The 14,641-nt window shown below is 68.0% G+C and carries 15 protein-coding genes; 8 read left to right on the top strand and 7 right to left on the bottom strand.

Translation table 11 applies throughout. The features are described from left to right. Positions 1–62 precede the first annotated feature (62 nt). From eccD to eccE, 3 genes are read left to right on the top strand one after another with little or no spacing between them, the layout of a single operon-like run. Positions 63–1,460 carry a type VII secretion integral membrane protein EccD gene (eccD, locus tag ACQI5H_RS16770; RefSeq protein ID WP_427080462.1) on the top strand — a complete coding sequence of 466 codons (1,398 nt, stop codon included), beginning with the start codon at positions 63–65 and terminating at the stop codon, positions 1,458–1,460. Then, positions 1,457–2,848 (top strand): type VII secretion-associated serine protease mycosin, encoded by a 1,392-nt coding sequence (mycP, locus tag ACQI5H_RS16765; protein ID WP_427080461.1) that lies wholly within the window; start codon positions 1,457–1,459, stop codon positions 2,846–2,848. Before eccD ends, mycP begins: the two co-directional genes overlap by 4 nt. Beyond that, positions 2,845–3,843, top strand: a complete 999-nt coding sequence (eccE, locus tag ACQI5H_RS16760) for a type VII secretion protein EccE (protein WP_427080460.1) — start codon at positions 2,845–2,847, stop codon at positions 3,841–3,843. Before mycP ends, eccE begins: the two co-directional genes overlap by 4 nt. On the opposite strand, the gene ACQI5H_RS16755 is transcribed toward eccE, so the two are convergent. Next, positions 3,830–5,014 (bottom strand): alpha/beta hydrolase family protein, encoded by a 1,185-nt coding sequence (locus ACQI5H_RS16755; RefSeq protein ID WP_427080459.1) that lies wholly within the window; start codon positions 5,012–5,014, stop codon positions 3,830–3,832. The two genes, eccE and ACQI5H_RS16755, sit on opposite strands and share 14 nt — an antisense overlap. Before the next feature lie 154 nt (positions 5,015–5,168). Between ACQI5H_RS16755 and ACQI5H_RS16750 the strand changes: the two genes are divergently transcribed. After that, positions 5,169–5,939 carry a trans-aconitate 2-methyltransferase gene (locus ACQI5H_RS16750; protein WP_427080458.1) on the top strand — a complete coding sequence of 257 codons (771 nt, stop codon included), beginning with the start codon at positions 5,169–5,171 and terminating at the stop codon, positions 5,937–5,939. Between the two features lie 2 nt (positions 5,940–5,941). Here ACQI5H_RS16750 and stf0 read toward each other — a convergent pair whose 3' ends face one another. From stf0 to bluB, 3 genes are all read right to left on the bottom strand, one after another. Next, the gene (stf0, locus tag ACQI5H_RS16745) at positions 5,942–6,739 is read right to left on the bottom strand and encodes a trehalose 2-sulfotransferase (RefSeq protein WP_427080457.1); all 798 of its coding nucleotides are present in this window, start codon (positions 6,737–6,739) and stop codon (positions 5,942–5,944) included. A 66-nt stretch (positions 6,740–6,805) separates the two neighbouring features. Continuing rightward, positions 6,806–8,188, bottom strand: coding sequence for a sulfatase family protein (locus tag ACQI5H_RS16740; RefSeq protein WP_427080547.1), 1,383 nt, complete (start codon positions 8,186–8,188; stop codon positions 6,806–6,808). Positions 8,189–8,193: 5 nt separating this feature from the next. After that, complete coding sequence (gene bluB / locus ACQI5H_RS16735) at positions 8,194–8,871, bottom strand: 5,6-dimethylbenzimidazole synthase (protein WP_427080456.1); 678 nt, start codon at positions 8,869–8,871, stop codon at positions 8,194–8,196. Between the two features lie 67 nt (positions 8,872–8,938). On the opposite strand from bluB, the gene ACQI5H_RS16730 reads away from it, so the two are divergent. Next, a complete protein-coding gene (locus ACQI5H_RS16730) occupies positions 8,939–9,232 on the top strand; it encodes a hypothetical protein (RefSeq protein ID WP_427080455.1) in 294 nt (97 codons plus the stop codon). Here ACQI5H_RS16730 and ACQI5H_RS16725 read toward each other — a convergent pair. Then, positions 9,216–9,698: a hypothetical protein gene (locus ACQI5H_RS16725; RefSeq protein WP_427080454.1), complete on the bottom strand. Its 483-nt coding sequence runs from the start codon at positions 9,696–9,698 to the stop codon at positions 9,216–9,218. The two genes, ACQI5H_RS16730 and ACQI5H_RS16725, sit on opposite strands and share 17 nt — an antisense overlap. 141 nt (positions 9,699–9,839) lie before the next feature. On the opposite strand from ACQI5H_RS16725, the gene ACQI5H_RS16720 reads away from it, so the two are divergent. Further along, positions 9,840–10,493: a L,D-transpeptidase family protein gene (locus ACQI5H_RS16720; RefSeq protein WP_427080453.1), complete on the top strand. Its 654-nt coding sequence runs from the start codon at positions 9,840–9,842 to the stop codon at positions 10,491–10,493. A 6-nt stretch (positions 10,494–10,499) separates the two neighbouring features. Here ACQI5H_RS16720 and ACQI5H_RS16715 read toward each other — a convergent pair whose 3' ends face one another. Further along, positions 10,500–10,991, bottom strand: coding sequence for a nuclear transport factor 2 family protein (locus ACQI5H_RS16715; RefSeq protein ID WP_427080452.1), 492 nt, complete (start codon positions 10,989–10,991; stop codon positions 10,500–10,502). A 109-nt stretch (positions 10,992–11,100) separates the two neighbouring features. After that, complete coding sequence (locus ACQI5H_RS16710) at positions 11,101–11,721, bottom strand: TetR/AcrR family transcriptional regulator (protein ID WP_427080451.1); 621 nt, start codon at positions 11,719–11,721, stop codon at positions 11,101–11,103. 38 nt (positions 11,722–11,759) lie between these two features. Here ACQI5H_RS16710 and ACQI5H_RS16705 point away from each other — a divergent pair, with 38 nt between their 5' ends. Both ACQI5H_RS16705 and ACQI5H_RS16700 read left to right on the top strand, forming a co-directional pair. Beyond that, complete coding sequence (locus tag ACQI5H_RS16705) at positions 11,760–12,986, top strand: hypothetical protein (RefSeq protein WP_427080450.1); 1,227 nt, start codon at positions 11,760–11,762, stop codon at positions 12,984–12,986. A gap of 154 nt (positions 12,987–13,140) precedes the next feature. After that, positions 13,141–14,641 (top strand): Hsp70 family protein (locus ACQI5H_RS16700; RefSeq protein WP_427080449.1); only part of this gene is annotated, 1,501 nt, incomplete at its 3' end.

Raw genomic sequence — 14,641 nt, 5'->3', positions numbered from 1 at the left:
GAGAGCACGATGTCCCAGGAACGGCCTCAGTATTCGAGGGTCCAGTGACGTCCGGCACCGTCATGCCTATCGTCCGCGTGGCCATCCTCGCGGACAGTAGGTTGACGGAGGTGGCGCTGCCCGCGGAGCTGCCGCTGCGCGAAATCCTGCCCGCCGTACAGCGTTTGGTGGTTCCCGCGGCGACCGATGACTCCGATGACGCCGGCGACATCCAGGCCGGTTCCCAGCTGAGCCTCGCCCCCGTGGGTGGGGCGCCGTTCAGCCTGGATGCCAGCCTCGACACCGTCGGGGTCGTCGACGGGGATCTGCTGGCGTTGCAGCCGGTGCCCGTCGGTCCGGCCGCGCCGGGGATCGTCGAGGATATCGCCGACGCCGCCATGATCTTCTCGGCCTCGCGGCTAAAGCCTTGGGGCACAGCGCACATCCAGCGCGGCGCGCTGGCCGCGGTGATCACCGTGGTCTTGCTTGCGACCGGACTGGGAGTCGCTTACCGAGTGGCGACCGGCGCGCTGGGCGGGCTGATCGCGGTCGGTGTGATCGCGGCCCTCACGGCGCTGGCCGGGTTGCTGGTCAGGCCCCGCGGGGCGGGGACGGCGCTGTCGATCACGGCGCTGGCGCCGATCGGCGCCGCGCTGGCGTTAGCGGTGCACGGTAAATTCGGAGCCGCACAGCTGATGCTGGTCGCGGCCGGCGTGACGGCCTGGTCCCTGATCGCCCTGATGGTTCCCAGCGCCGAGCGCGAGCGGATCGTCGGCTTCTTCACCGCGGCCGCGGTGGTCGGCGCCGGGGTGCTGCTCGCGTCCGGTGCCGAATTGATTTGGCGCCTACCGATATTGACCATCGGCTGCGGCCTAATCGTGGCGGCACTACTGGTCACTATCAAGGCGGCTCAGCTGTCCGCGGTGTGGGCGCGCTTCCCGCTGCCGGTCATCCCGGCGCCCGGCGACCCAACCCCGTCGGCACCGTCGCTGCGGGTGCTCGAAGACTTCCCGCGCCGCGTCCGCATCAGCGACGCCCATCAGAGCGGCTTCATCGCCGCCGCGGTGCTGCTCAGCGTCCTGGGATCGGTGGCGATCGCCCTGCGCCCGGAGTCATTGAGCGGCGTGGGCTGGTACGTGGTGGCCGCGACGGCGGCCGCATCCATCCTGCGTGCCCGAGTGTGGGATTCGGCCGCGTGCAAGGCCTGGCTGCTCGCTCAGCCGTACCTGGCTGCTGGCGTCCTCGTCGTGCTCTATGCGGCAACGGGACGCTACGGCGCCGCGCTGGGCGCGGTGCTCGTGCTGACCGTGCTGATGCTCGTGTGGGTGGTGGTCGCTCTGAACCCGGGAATCGCCTCGCCGGAAAGCTATTCGCTGCCGGCGCGCCGGCTGCTGGGCTTCGTCGCGGCGGGTCTCGATGGCTCGCTGATCCCGGTCATGGCGTACCTGGTGGGGTTGTTCGGCTGGGTGCTCAATCGATGATTCGAACCGGATTAGCCTGCGCCACGGCGGCTCTGGCCGTCGCGGTGTGGGCCGCTCCGCCGGCGTTCGCGGTGAGCCCGCCGGCGGTCGACCCCGGCGTGCCACCGCCCGGCGGCACCCCGGGACCCGGGGAGCCGATGGAGCAGCGCGGTCCCTGCAGTACCTCCGGTGTCATCCCCGGCACCGACCCCGGTGTGGTGACGCGCAGCCAGGCCATGCTGAATCTGCCTGGGGCCTGGCAGTTTTCCCGCGGCGAGGGCCAGCTGGTCGCGGTCATCGACACCGGGGTGCACCGCGGCCCGCGGCTGCCCAACGTCGAACCCGGCGGTGACTATGTGGAGACGACCGACGGCCTGACCGATTGCGACGGGCACGGCACCCTGGTCGCCGGAATCATCGCCGGCCAGCCCGCCGCCGAAGATGGCTTTTCCGGGGTCGCCCCCGCGGCGCGGGTGGTGTCGCTGCGGGCGATGTCGGCCAAGTTCTCACCGAGGACGCCGGGCGGGGATCCGATGCTGGCGCGCGCCTCCTTCGACGTCGCGACGCTGGCCCGCGCGATCGTCCATGCGGCCGACCTGGGCGCGAAGGTGATCAACATCTCGACCGTGACCTGCCTGCCGGTCGACCGGCCCGTCGACCAGGCCGCGCTGGGTGCGGCGATCCGCTATGCGGCCGTGGACAAAGACGCGGTGATCGTGGCCGCCGCGGGCAATACCGGGGCGACCGGATCGGTGGGCGGCGGAACGTCCTGCGAATCGAACCCGCTCACCGACCTGGGGCGTCCGGGTGATCCGCGGAACTGGGCCGGCGTCGCGTCGGTTTCCATCCCGTCGTGGTGGCAGCCGTATGTGCTGTCGGCGGCGTCGCTGACACCGGATGGCCAGGCGTCGAAATTCACCATGGCCGGACCGTGGGTGGGTATCGCGGCACCGGGCGAAAACATTGCGTCGGTGAGCAACCGGGACGGCGGCGGCCTCGCCAACGGCCTGCCCGACGACCACCAGCAGCAGATCGCGCTGAGCGGCACCAGCTATGCGGCCGCTTATGTGGCGGGTGTCGCGGCGCTGGTCCGCAGCAAGTACCCGGATCTGACGGCGTCCCAAGCGATCCGCCGCATCACCGCGACGGCGCATAACGGTGCCCGCGCGCCATCCAACGTCGTCGGCGCCGGCAGCGTCGATGCGGTGGCGGCCCTGACCTGGGAGCTGCCCGCCGGCAATGGGCCCGGCGCGGCGGCGGCGAAGCCCGTGGCCGTACCGCCGGCGCCCGCGCCGAGAGACAACACACCACGGACCGTCGCGTTCGTCGGGACCGCCGCGCTGGCTTTGCTTGTCGCGGCCGTGGCCGGCATCGCCGCGATCGTCCGACGAAAGGAGACCACCCCGTGAGTGCGCTACCGACTCCAGGAAGCGGCCGAATCACCTTGGCGGCGTTGGCCGTCGTGCCCGCGGCGCTGGCCTACCCCTGGCAGTCCACCCGCGACTACTGGCTGCTCGGTATCGCCGTCCTCGCCGTGATCGTGCTATTCGGCTGGTCGCGTGGACTGTACTTCACCACCATTGTGGGCCGCCGGCTGGCGATCATCGCGCGCCGAGGCGGGTTCGTGCCGCGGTCCGGCCCCGCCACCAAAACCACTGCGCTGCTGCGCATCGGGGCCCCGGTCGGCGATTCGGATGCCCTGCCACTGCCGGTGATCGCCGGCTACCTGGACCGCTACGGCATTCGTGCCGACAAGATCCGAATCACCAGCCGCGGCAACGAATCCGACGCGTCGCGCCGGGAGACCTGGATCGGGCTCACGGTATCGGCCGCCGACAACCTGACGGCGCTGCGGGCGCGCTCGGCGCGGATCCCGTTGCAGGAGACTGCCGAGGTCGCGGTGCGCCGGCTCGCCGATCACCTGCGTGAGCTCGGCTGGGAGGCCGGCACTGTCGGGCCCGACGACGTGCCGCGGCTGCTCACCCCGAATGTCCGGGAGACGTGGCGCGGTGTGCAGCGCGGCGCCTCGGATTACATTGCGGCATACCAAGTCAGCGTCGACGACGGGTTAGCGGACACGTTGGACGCGATCCGGTCCTATCCGGCGCGCGAGACGTGCACGGCGCTGGAGATCGCCCGCTCCGCGCCGGGAAATCGCACCACGATCGCGGCCGCATGCGCATTCCTCACCGAGGCGCCGCCGAAAAGCGGCGCGCCGCTGGACGGATTGACGCCGCAACGCGGAAACCACCGGCCCGCTCTGGCGGTGCTGGATCTGTTGTCCACGCAACGCCTCGACGGGCACACGGATGCACCCGCCGACCTGCTGACGCGGCTGCGCTGGCCCAGCGCCGCGGCCGGGAAGCACCGGGAACCGCGGACAGAGGCCGTCAGTCGAACATGAACCCGTGCAGGAAGCTGGTCATCCGGCGCAGATAGTCGAGCTGACTGATGTGCAGCACGTGGCTGCCCGGAAACCAGTGCAACGCACAGTGATCCCAATGCCGCCACAGCATCACAGCCTGGTCCGGCGGGGCCATCCGGTCACCCAGACCGGTGATGATCATCCGACGGTCGACCAGCGGCCGGTAGTTCAGCGGGCAGTGATAGGAAAGCCCGGCGTCTAACTCCTCGCGGCTGATCTTGGACAGCCGCAAGCCGAGCCCGACAAGTTTGTTGGCGGGGAACCATTCGTCGAACATCGTCGCGGGAGTGACGACGGGGCAGTTGGGAATCACGGCCTCGAGCCGGTCGTCAACCGAGGCCACGAGCGCGGACGTGTAGCCGCCCAGCGAGATTCCGGTCAGCGCGATGCGCTCGACGCCGGTGTGGCGCAAGTAGTCCACGATGGAACGGAAGTCGTGCACGGCCTGGGCCATCGCCTCCGCGAAGCCGCCGAGTCCGCCGGCGAAATAGCCGAATCCGCTGAACGGAGAGAACCTTTCGGCCCGTCGGCCGTGAAACGGCAGCGTGTACATCAGGACGTCGTAGCCGGACCGGTAATACCAAGGGAGGGAGAAGAATCGGCCGTTGGCCAGATACGACGATCCCATGAAACCGTGGATGACGCACAGCGTGGGGCGTGGTCCGTCGTCGTGGCGCCAGTGCTGCGCGCGCACGATGTTGTTCGACCCCCACGCACTCCATTGCCCGCGCATGGCGGGATTGATCGCCGTGAAGCTGCTGGGGAACGCAATGTTGTCCACGGTGCCGCGGGCAATCCACTCCGCGAGCCGACCCGCCGGCCGCGACGACACCCGCGGCAGTTCGGTGGGCGCCGGAAACGACGTCGCCGGATCGTGCTCGGCCGCCAGCTCGGCGTAGAACTTCAGGTTGTCGCGTTCGGTGGCGGACCCGGCCTGGCGCACCGAGGTGGCGAGAACCACCGGTGCAACCGTGGTCGCCAGCACCGACGAGACCCAGGTGCGCAGCGCGAGATCCCCGACAGCGGAGGCCTCGACGACCATCCGATCGCGGGACGACAACGCGGAGCGCGGCGGCAATCCCTCGGCGCCGGGCGGGACGTCGGCGCCTGGGGCGTCGGGAAGCGGAATTGGCGTGGGATCGAACGTCACGAACGCCGATGCTAGCCCGCCGGGCCGGAGCGGTTGGCCGGTTTCGGATCGGCTCTGTGGAATGCGGGCCCACTCGGGCGGCGCCTGGAGGCCATGCGGTAATACGGTTTTGTCTATCAGCGGACTAGCGACGGTATCGATCAGGAGGACCGCCATGTGGGATCCCGACGTCTACCTGGCATTTGCCGACCATCGCAGCCGCCCGTTCTACGACTTGCTTTCGCGGGTAGGTGCCGAGCGCGCACGTCGCGTCGTCGACCTCGGTTGCGGCCCCGGCCACCTGACCAAGTACCTGTCCAAGCGCTGGCCCGGCGCGGTGATAGAGGCCATGGACAGCTCACCGGAGATGGTCGCAGCCGCCCGGGAGCGCGGCATCGATGCCACCACCGGTGACTTGCGGGACTGGAAGCCCAAGCCCGACACCGACGTGGTGATCAGCAACGCGGCGCTGCACTGGGTGCCCGAACACGCCGACCTGCTGTTGCGCTGGACCGGTGAACTGGCGCCCGGATCATGGATAGGCGCCCAGATCCCGGCCAACTTCGACACGCCGTCGCATGCCGCGGTGCGGGCGGTGGCTCGCCGCGAACACTACGCAAAAACCATGCGCGACATACCATTTCGTGTCGGGGCGGTGGTCCAGTCGCCGACTCATTACGCCAATCTGCTGATGGACGCCGGATGCCGGGTGGACGTGTGGGAGACCACGTATCTGCACCAGCTGACCGGTGAGCACCCGGTGCTGGAATGGATTACCGGCACCGCGCTGGTCCCGGTCCGCGAGCGCCTCGACGACGAGAGCTGGGAGGAATTCCGCCAGGAGCTCATCCCGTTGCTCGACGATGCGTATCCGGCCCGGTCCGACGGAACGACGATCTTCCCGTTCCGGCGGGTGTTCATCGTCGCCCAGGTCGGCGGCACGTAACGCTAGGTGGGTAGGCCCAGCGACGGCGCCTCTTCCCGGTAACGGTCGACCCACTCGTCGGAGCGCTGATTGGCCTGCCGTTCCAGCATCGGCGGGGGAGCCAGCTTCGGATCCTGCCCCAGCGCGATGAGAATCTCGGCGACGATCGACGTCAGGTTGCGCCACAGCACCGGGTAGGAGATGTCGATCGGTTCGATGGCTTCCTCGTCGAACCAAGCGCGCCAGCTGGTTTCCTGGCCTCGCAGGTTTCTGACGATGTGGGCGATCGCGCCCGCGTGATAGGCGGCCCGCGAGTCGCGCTCGGGGTCCGGCCGGCCGCGCCACACCTGGGTCTGCACGGCGCGCCAGAACGACACCGCCTGCGACACCACGTCGGGTCGATAGATGTGCACGTATACCGGCTCGCTGCCGATCACATCGCGGATCGCCGCGCCCAGGGTGTCACCCGAGCGGTCGGGGAGTTTCGCCGCACGCTCCAGCAACAGCGGCGTCTGGTTCCACATCAGCTTGCCGCCCCAAATGCCGTTGGGCGTACGGCCGGAACTGCGGATGTGCTCGCGCCACGCCTCCGGCGTCGCGGGGTCCGGGGTGCCGGGAACCAGGGGCTCGAGCAGCTGCACGATCGACTCGTCCTCGACGTCGGCGAACCACTGCCGCGGCTGGGGCGCCATGCCGGTGGTGGGCAGGTATTGGAAGAACTCTTGCGGTTCCCCGGCGCATCCGGTCGCGCGCAGCGATTCCACCAGCAGTGTGCTGCCGCTGCGCTGTGTGGCGAGTACCAGATAGGACGTCGCGGACATCGGATTAGCCTACCGCGCAACTCATTGCGGCAGAATCGTCGCGAATTAGCTTCACGCTGAACGCAACTATTGCTCGGGCGGCGCTGCCTCTTCCTCCACGCCGCGGTCGACGGCGATCGCCGAGCGGCTGGTGGGTGCCCTGTGGTGGATCCGCAGATAGGTCTCGGTATAGCGCTGCGCGATGCGGGTGCCGGCGAAGTCCGACGGAATGACGTCCCCGGTTCGTTGGCGCCAATCATGCAGGCGCACAGCCAGATCGGAGGCGATCACCTCCATCCCGGTGCCGCCGCCGGTCAGCAGGTTGACCGTCTCGGTGGGGTCCGCGCGCAGATCGTAGAGTTCGCGTTGCGGGCGCGGCGCCTTGACGAAGGGCGCGACGGCGATGCCGGACGGGCTTTCCTCGATGTCCCACGGCAGGTCCAGCACCGGCCGCGGCACGTAGTTCTCGATATAGCTGTATTCCTTTGTGCGAATTGCGCGGATCGGGTCGAAGGAGTCGTGATAGGTCTTCATGGTGTAGACGTGGTCGCGCACCGGGTCGGCGTGGTTGTCCGGGGCGAGCAGGGCGTGCGCGTGCGAGACGCCGTCGACTTCGGCCGGGACGTCGAGGCCCAGCAGGTCCAGCAGGGTGGGGACCAGGTCCACGCCGCTGAACAGTTCGTCGTAGACCCGTGGTGCGATGTTCCGGTTGGTGGGCGGGCGGATCATCATGGCGATGCCGGTTCCGGCGTCGTACAGCGTGGATTTGGCGCGCGGGAACGCCGCGCCGTGATCGGTCAGGAACACCACCCAGGTGTTGGCGTCCAGCCCGGTGTCGGCCAGCGTGTCCAGGAGCTCGCCCACCGCGGCGTCCGCGGTGGCGATGGATCCGTAGAAATCCGCGAGATCCTGGCGCACCTCCGGGGTGTCCGGCAGATAGTCGGGCAGGTCGACGGCGGCGCGGTCGGCCGGCTCATAGCGATCACGTGGGAAGGGCCGGTGGGTTTCGAAGAACCCGGCCGTCAACAAGAACGGTTGCTCGGACAGCACCGGCGCGCCCTGCTGCAGCCAGTCCCGGACTCTGTCCACCACATATTCGCAGTAGGAGTTCGACACGTCGAATTCGTCGAAGCCAAGGCGTTTCGGATACGACGTCTCATGCTGCATACCGAAAAGCGCTGAGTACCAACCCGATCCGGACAATATCTGGGGAAGGGTGCGGACGCCGCTGCGGTATTCCCAGCCGTGGTGGGCCAGGCCGACGAGCCCGTTGCTTTGCGGGTAGCGCCCGGTGAACAGCGATCCGCGAGACGGCGAGCACAGCGGCGCGGTGGCGTGGGCGCGGGTGAACAGGATGCCCTCGGCGGCAAGTTTGTCCAGGCGCGGACTGGACACATCCGGGTTGCCGTAGGCGCCGAGGTGGCGTCCGAGGTCGTGCCAATGCACGATCAGGACGTTCTCGCCCGTCATTTCCGTCACATCGTCACCGCGCCGTTGTCCCGCGCCGGCTGGCCCCAGTGGTTTTCGGAGACGAACTCCGACAGCGGCCGCCCGACGGTCCAGCCGTCCAGTTCCAACGCAGGCCGGTCGGGAAATTCGGGCACCGGGCCCAGGCACAGGATGGCCACCGGTTCGGCGTCGTCGGGCATGCCCAGCAGGTCCGCCAACCGGCGCGGCTCGAACAGGGAGACCCAGCCCATGCCGAGGCCTTCCGACCGGGCCGCCAGCCACAGGTTCTGGATCGCGCAGGACACCGAAGCGAGATCCATCTGCGGCAGCGTCCGCCGGCCGAAGACGTGCCGGCTTCGGCCGTCACCCAGCGCGACCACGAACAGCTCGGCGCAGTCCAGGATGCCCTCGACCTTGAGCGCCAGAAACTCCTCGGCCCGCTCTCCCAGGGCCGCGGCGGTGCGCGGGCGCTCCTCGTCGACAAGTGCGTGAATGCGTCTCCGCAGCAGGTCATCGGTGATCCGGATGAAGCGCCACGGCTGCATGAGGCCGACACTAGGCGCGGCGTGCGCCGCCTGCAGCAAACGCACCAGCACGTCGTGGGGCACCACGCCGCCCCGCACGAACCGGCGCATGTCGCGGCGCTCGGAGATCACCCGGTACACGGCACGGCGCTCCTGCGGATTGAATGCGTGATCACTCACACGGCCATCGTAAGAATCGCCGCGGAGGAAAATGCTTCAGAGCGGTCCGTCACGAAGGGAGTGTCGCGTGAAGCTTTCCGGTAATTTCCCCGCATTCGAGCAGCTGCCCACCGACGGCAGCCTCGCAGGTGGTTACGGCCAGCCGTACCAGACGGCCGACGGCGCCACCGTGATCCCAGTGGCCAAACCGGTCGGCGTGTTCGTGATCCGCGGCGGTGAGGCGTGCTGGGTGGCGGCCGTGGATTCCAACCGGGTCGCGCTGATCGGAGTGCTCACCGGCCTGCTGGCGGCGGTGCTCGCCAGCTTGGCGGTGCTCCGGCAGCCGCCCTGGCCGCGGATCACGCTCACGGAGAATAGGTGACTCCGACGGCCCGAATGACGTATTCGGCCGGCACGTCGAAGGCCAGCGACCGCAGCGGCAACATGTCGAGCACGTCGTCCGGGATGGTCGCCTTGTAGTGCAGCTCGAGTTCGCCGCTGAACTTCGGGTCGACCTCGGCGACGTCGAGGTTGACCTCCAGGCCGGTCGCCGAAATCTCGGCCTTCGCCGCACCCGTCTGCGGAGCGTCCCAGCGCACGTCGACGGTCGGACCGGCCAGCTTCGGCAGCATCGACAACGTCGCCAGGACGCGCTCCGAGGTGAACACCAGCGAACCCGAGTAGCTGGCCACGCTGTGCGGTAACCGCGCGCCCGGTATGACGCCGCTGAACCGCCGGGTCACCGCGACGTAGTCGGCGAGATAGAGAAGGCCCTCCGCCTCGACCTGGGCGTGCAGGTCGTCGGGTAGCTTGCCGATGCCGAACAATCTCCGGACAAAGACCGCCATGACGCCAGTATGACTCGGTATGCCCGGGGCGTCTTGGCCGCTGGGGCCCCACGGTCGGCGTCGGTTGGTCACGCCACGGTGACACAACCGGGCCCAAACCTTGACTTGACCTGGGGTTGCCGCCACCTGACCATTGACTCCATGCGCCGACTGCTAGCTTTGCTGTGCGCCGCGGCGTGCGTGATGTGTGCGTCGGTGTTGTTCGCGCCGGTGAGCGGCGCGGCCACCCCCTGGTTTGCCAACTCGGTCGGCAATGCCACACAAGTGGTTTCGGTGGTCAGCACCGGCGGTTCGAACGCGAATATGGACATCTGGCAGCGCTCCGGCGCCGGCTGGCAGGACCTGCGCAGCGGCATTCCCACCCACGTCGGCTCGGCGGGCATGGCGCCGCAGGCCAAGAGCGGGGTGCCGGCCACCCCGATGGGCGTCTACACCCTCGACTCCGCCTTCGGCACCGCGCCGAATCCCGGGACCGGTCTGCCGTACACGCAGGTCGGGCCGAATCATTGGTGGAGCGGCGACGACCACAGCCCCACGTTCAACAGCATGCAGGTCTGCCAGAAGTCGCAGTGCCCGTTCAACACGGCGGACAGCGAGAACCTGGAAATCCCGCAGTACAAGCACGCGGTCGTGATGGGCGTCAACAAGAATAAGGTTCCCGGCGGCGGCGCGGCGTTCTTCTTCCACACCACCGACGGTGCCCCCACCGAGGGCTGCGTGGCGATCGACGACGCGCAGCTGGTGTCGATCATGAAATGGCTGCGGCCCGGCGCGGTGATCGCGATTACGAAATAGTCGGTTTTATGTCGCCAGCGCGCGGCCGGGCTTGATCTTAAAGTCCATGCCCGCCAACGACATTGTCGCGTCGTAGGTTCTGTCGTAACCGGTTCCGCTGATCTTCCAACCGTCCTCGGTGCGCCGGTAGGTGTCGCGGTAGAAGGCGGCGCCGATCAGCATGAAGTTGAGGTCGGCGACGATGACCCGGTCCTGCAGATACCAGCTGCCCGTTGCGGTGTCGCCGTCCACGGTGATGTCCGGATGGGTCACCCGGTGCTCGGTGATGACGTTGAGGGGCAGCGACGTCCGCATGTACTCGACCAGGTCGGCGCGGTTGGTGAAGTGCAGTTCGTTGCCGATCGACGGGCCGTAGTCGGCCGTGATGTCCTCGGCCAGCGTGTCGGCGAAGTCGTCCCAATGCTTGGTGTCCAGCGCGCGCAGGTAGCGGTATTTGACTTGCTTGATGGCTTCGATGTCCGCGAAGTCTTGAGGGGTCATCCCGTCATTGCAGCACACGGCGAAAGGACTCCCGCGCCCAGTAGCGGCCCTTCACCGAGATATAAACCACGTTGACGTTGTGCGGCGTGTCGTGTGCGTGGTTTATGTGTCGTGATATCCGCTCCCGTCATTGCAGCACACGGGTGACCATGTCGATCAGGGCGCGTCGTTCCAGGCTCCAATCGATGGGCGTCCCGGTGATCATCTGCGCCAGCACCACACCCCGCAGCGCGGCCCAGATCACCTCGGCCACACCGGCATTCGCGGGATCCTCGGTGATCAGCCGGCCGAGCTGGCCGATCGCGGAGTTCATCTCGAGCAGATGGCGTCGCGAGGATTCGCCCGGGCCGCCGCGGGTGACCCGCAGAATCTCGAAGGCCGCCATCGAAGTCGGGCTGCTGTAACAGCTCCACGCGGTGTCGACGACGACTTCGATCCGCTCGCGCAGCGGCAGCTCGCTGACGTCCGCCGACGACAGGCTCTCGATCAGTCTGTCCACTCCGTCGTCGACCACGGCCATCAACAGGCCGTGGCGGTCGCCGAAGTGGTACTGGATGACCCCCCATGTCACGCCCGCGCGTTCGGCCACGTGCTTGGCGGTGGCGGCGGCGAAGCCCTCCTCCACGATGCAGCGGACCGTCTCGTCGATGATCTTCGCGCGGGTATCGTCGCCGCGTTTGCGCGGCGCGGTGGTCCGCCGGGTGGGACCGACCGGGCGCCCGGGTGTCTGGCCTGCGACAATGGACATTGTTGACTTTATAACATAGTCGAGTCTATTTTTGGGCGGTGAGCGGATCCCGATACGCGCCGTTGTCGCGCGAGCAGCTGACCGTCCTGGTTCCCGAGCTGCTTCTGATCGGGCACATGATCGACCGTTCCGGGATGGCCTGGTGCATCAATGCGTTCGGTCGCGAGGAGATGGTGCAGATCGCCATCGAGGAGTGGGCGGGCGCCAGCCCGATCTATACCAAGCGCATGCAGCGGGCGCTGAACTACGAGGGCGACGACGTGCCCACCATTTTCAAGGGACTGCAGCTCGACATCGGCGCCCCGCCGCAATTCATGGATTTCCGCTACACCATCCACGATCGCTGGCACGGCGAGTTTCAACTCGACCACTGCGGCGCCCTGCTCGACGTCGAGCCGATGGGCGAGGAGTACGTGTTCGGGATGTGCCACACCATCGAGGACCCCACGTTCGACGCCACCGCGGTGGCGACCAACCCGCGCGCGCAGATGCGCCCCATCCACCGGCCGCCGCGGGTTCCCGCGGATCGGCATCCGCACTGTGCGTGGACGGTGATCATCGACGAGTCCTATCCCGAGGCACAGAGCATTCCGGCGTTGGACATCGTCCGTCAAACCCACGCTGCGACATGGGAACTCGGCGCCATCGATCGATCCGACGAGGGTCAGTCGGACTACTCCGGTGCTCTGCTCTCCGACTTCGACTTCGCGGCGTTCTCGCACTCGGCACTGGTCCGGATGGCCGACGAGATCTGCCTGCAGATGCACCTGCTGTACCTGTCATTCGCGGTCGCGGTGCGGGCACGCGCCGCCGATGACGCCGAAGCCGTCTCCATCGGCACTCGCGGCCTGATCGGCCTGGCCGGGCTGGCAGCGGAGCGGATTCATCGCGCGCTCGGGTTACCCGACGGGGTCGACGGGGCGATGCGGGTTCTCGAGCTGCACCCGCTGCTGAACCCCGCCGGCTATGTCGTGGCGGAGACCGAGGCCAACCGCCTGGTCGTGCATGCCTCGCCGGCGCACGACGACAGCGCGTGGATATCGCTGTGCTCGCCCGAATCCGTGCAGCCGCTACAAGCGATCGCAACAGCCGTGAATCCGCGGCTCGCCGTTGAGGTTTGCGGCACACGGACCGACTGGACCGCGGAACTGGTTGAAACCGACACGCCCGCAGCCGAACTGCCAGAGGTATCGGTGGCGAAGGTCAGTCGCGGATCGTCATTCCAGTTCGAGCCGAGGCGTTCGCTGCCGCTGACCGTGGTCTGACTTCTCGCCCCTTGTCAAGGGGTTTTCGGTACCGCTTCGGTGACACAACCGCATCGACCGTATACCAATGGCATTGCAAGCCATCTGCTTTGAGCGTGTCCACGGCTAAGGTTAACGCTGGCCACCGACCCCTATAGACGAAAGTTTTCGATCTATGTACGACCCGCTCGGGTTGTCGATCGGGACCACAAACCTGGTCGCCGCCAGTAACGGAAGTCCACCGGTTTCGCACCGCGCTGTGCTCACGCTGTATCCGCACTGCGCGCCGAAAATCGGCCTGCCCGATGAGAATCCGCCCTTGGGCGAACCGGGCGTGCTCATGCGCGGCTTCGTGGAGCGCGTCGGTGACTCCGTGGCGCTCATCTCCACCGACGGGTCCGCCCACGACCCGGACCTGCTGTTGGTCGAGGCCCTGGACGCGATGGTGCTCGCCGCCGGTGCGGACGCGGCCTCCTCGGAGATCTCCATTGCCGTTCCGGCGTACTGGAAGCCGTCGACGGTGCAGGCGCTGCGCGACGGGCTACGAACGCATCTGGGCTTCGTCCGCAGCGGCATGGCGCCCCGGCTGGTCTCGGACACGATCGCGTCGTTGACGGCCGCGAACGCCGAGCTGTGCCTCGCGGCGACCGGCGTGGTCGGGCTGCTCGATTTCGGTGGCTCCGGCACGTCCGCGACATTGGTGAGCATCGCCGGCGATTTCGAACCCGTCAGTCCCACATTGCGTTACCAAGAGTTCTCCGGCGACGAGATCGACCAAGCGCTGCTGCTTCGGGTCTTCGAGGAACTCGGGCACGGCAGCGGTATCGACCCCGCCAGCACCGCGGCCGTCGGCCAGCTCGGCCTGCTCAGCGAGCAATGCCGCGTGGCCAAGGAGCGGCTATCCACCGACACGGTGACCGAATTCGCCGCCGAGCTCGGTGGCCGGCGATGCAGCATGCGGCTCACTCGCGACGAGTTGGGCGACCTGATACAGGATCGCCTGAGCGGTTTCATCTATGCGTTCGACGACATGCTGGCCCGGCAGGGCAAGAGCTGGACGGACCTCGCGGCGGTGGTCACCGTCGGTGGCGGCGCCAGCATTCCGCTTGTCACCGAGCGCCTTTCGGTGCATTCCCGCAGACCGGTCGTCACACCGTCGCAGCCGGCGGTCGCGGCCGCCGCCGGTGCTTTGATGCTGGCTTCCCGTGGTGAAGAACGGGAACTCCGCACGCGCACGTCCATCGGCCTGGTCACCGCCGCTGCCGGGGGCGACGTCACCGAACTCGCGGCCGGCGACGTGCTCGTGATCGATCACGACGCGATGACGGATCGCGAATTGGCGTGGTCTCAAACCGAATATCCCGGCGATGTGCGGTTGCCGTACACGCCGGCCGCCTACGACGAGGATGGCCCGTCCGGCTGGTCGATGCGTCTCAACGTCATCGAACCGCCTCCAGAACGAACCTGGCGGCGATTCCGGCTGTCCCAGTTGATCATTGGTCTCTCCGCCCTGGTGGCCATGACCGCGGTCGGCGGCGTGGCCTACTCGCTGACTGGTATCGAACACCGGCAGGCACCGCCGGCGCCCAGCGTCGCGCCGGTGCCGCCGGTCGTCAGCCCCCTGGTGCCGAGGCCGCTTCCCCCGCCGCCCACCGAGGTGCCGCCACCGCCCACCG

The organism is Mycobacterium heidelbergense (assembly GCF_050205645.1).
Lineage (GTDB): Bacteria > Actinomycetota > Actinomycetes > Mycobacteriales > Mycobacteriaceae > Mycobacterium > Mycobacterium heidelbergense_A.
This window is presented reverse-complemented; position numbering and strand designations above follow the sequence as displayed.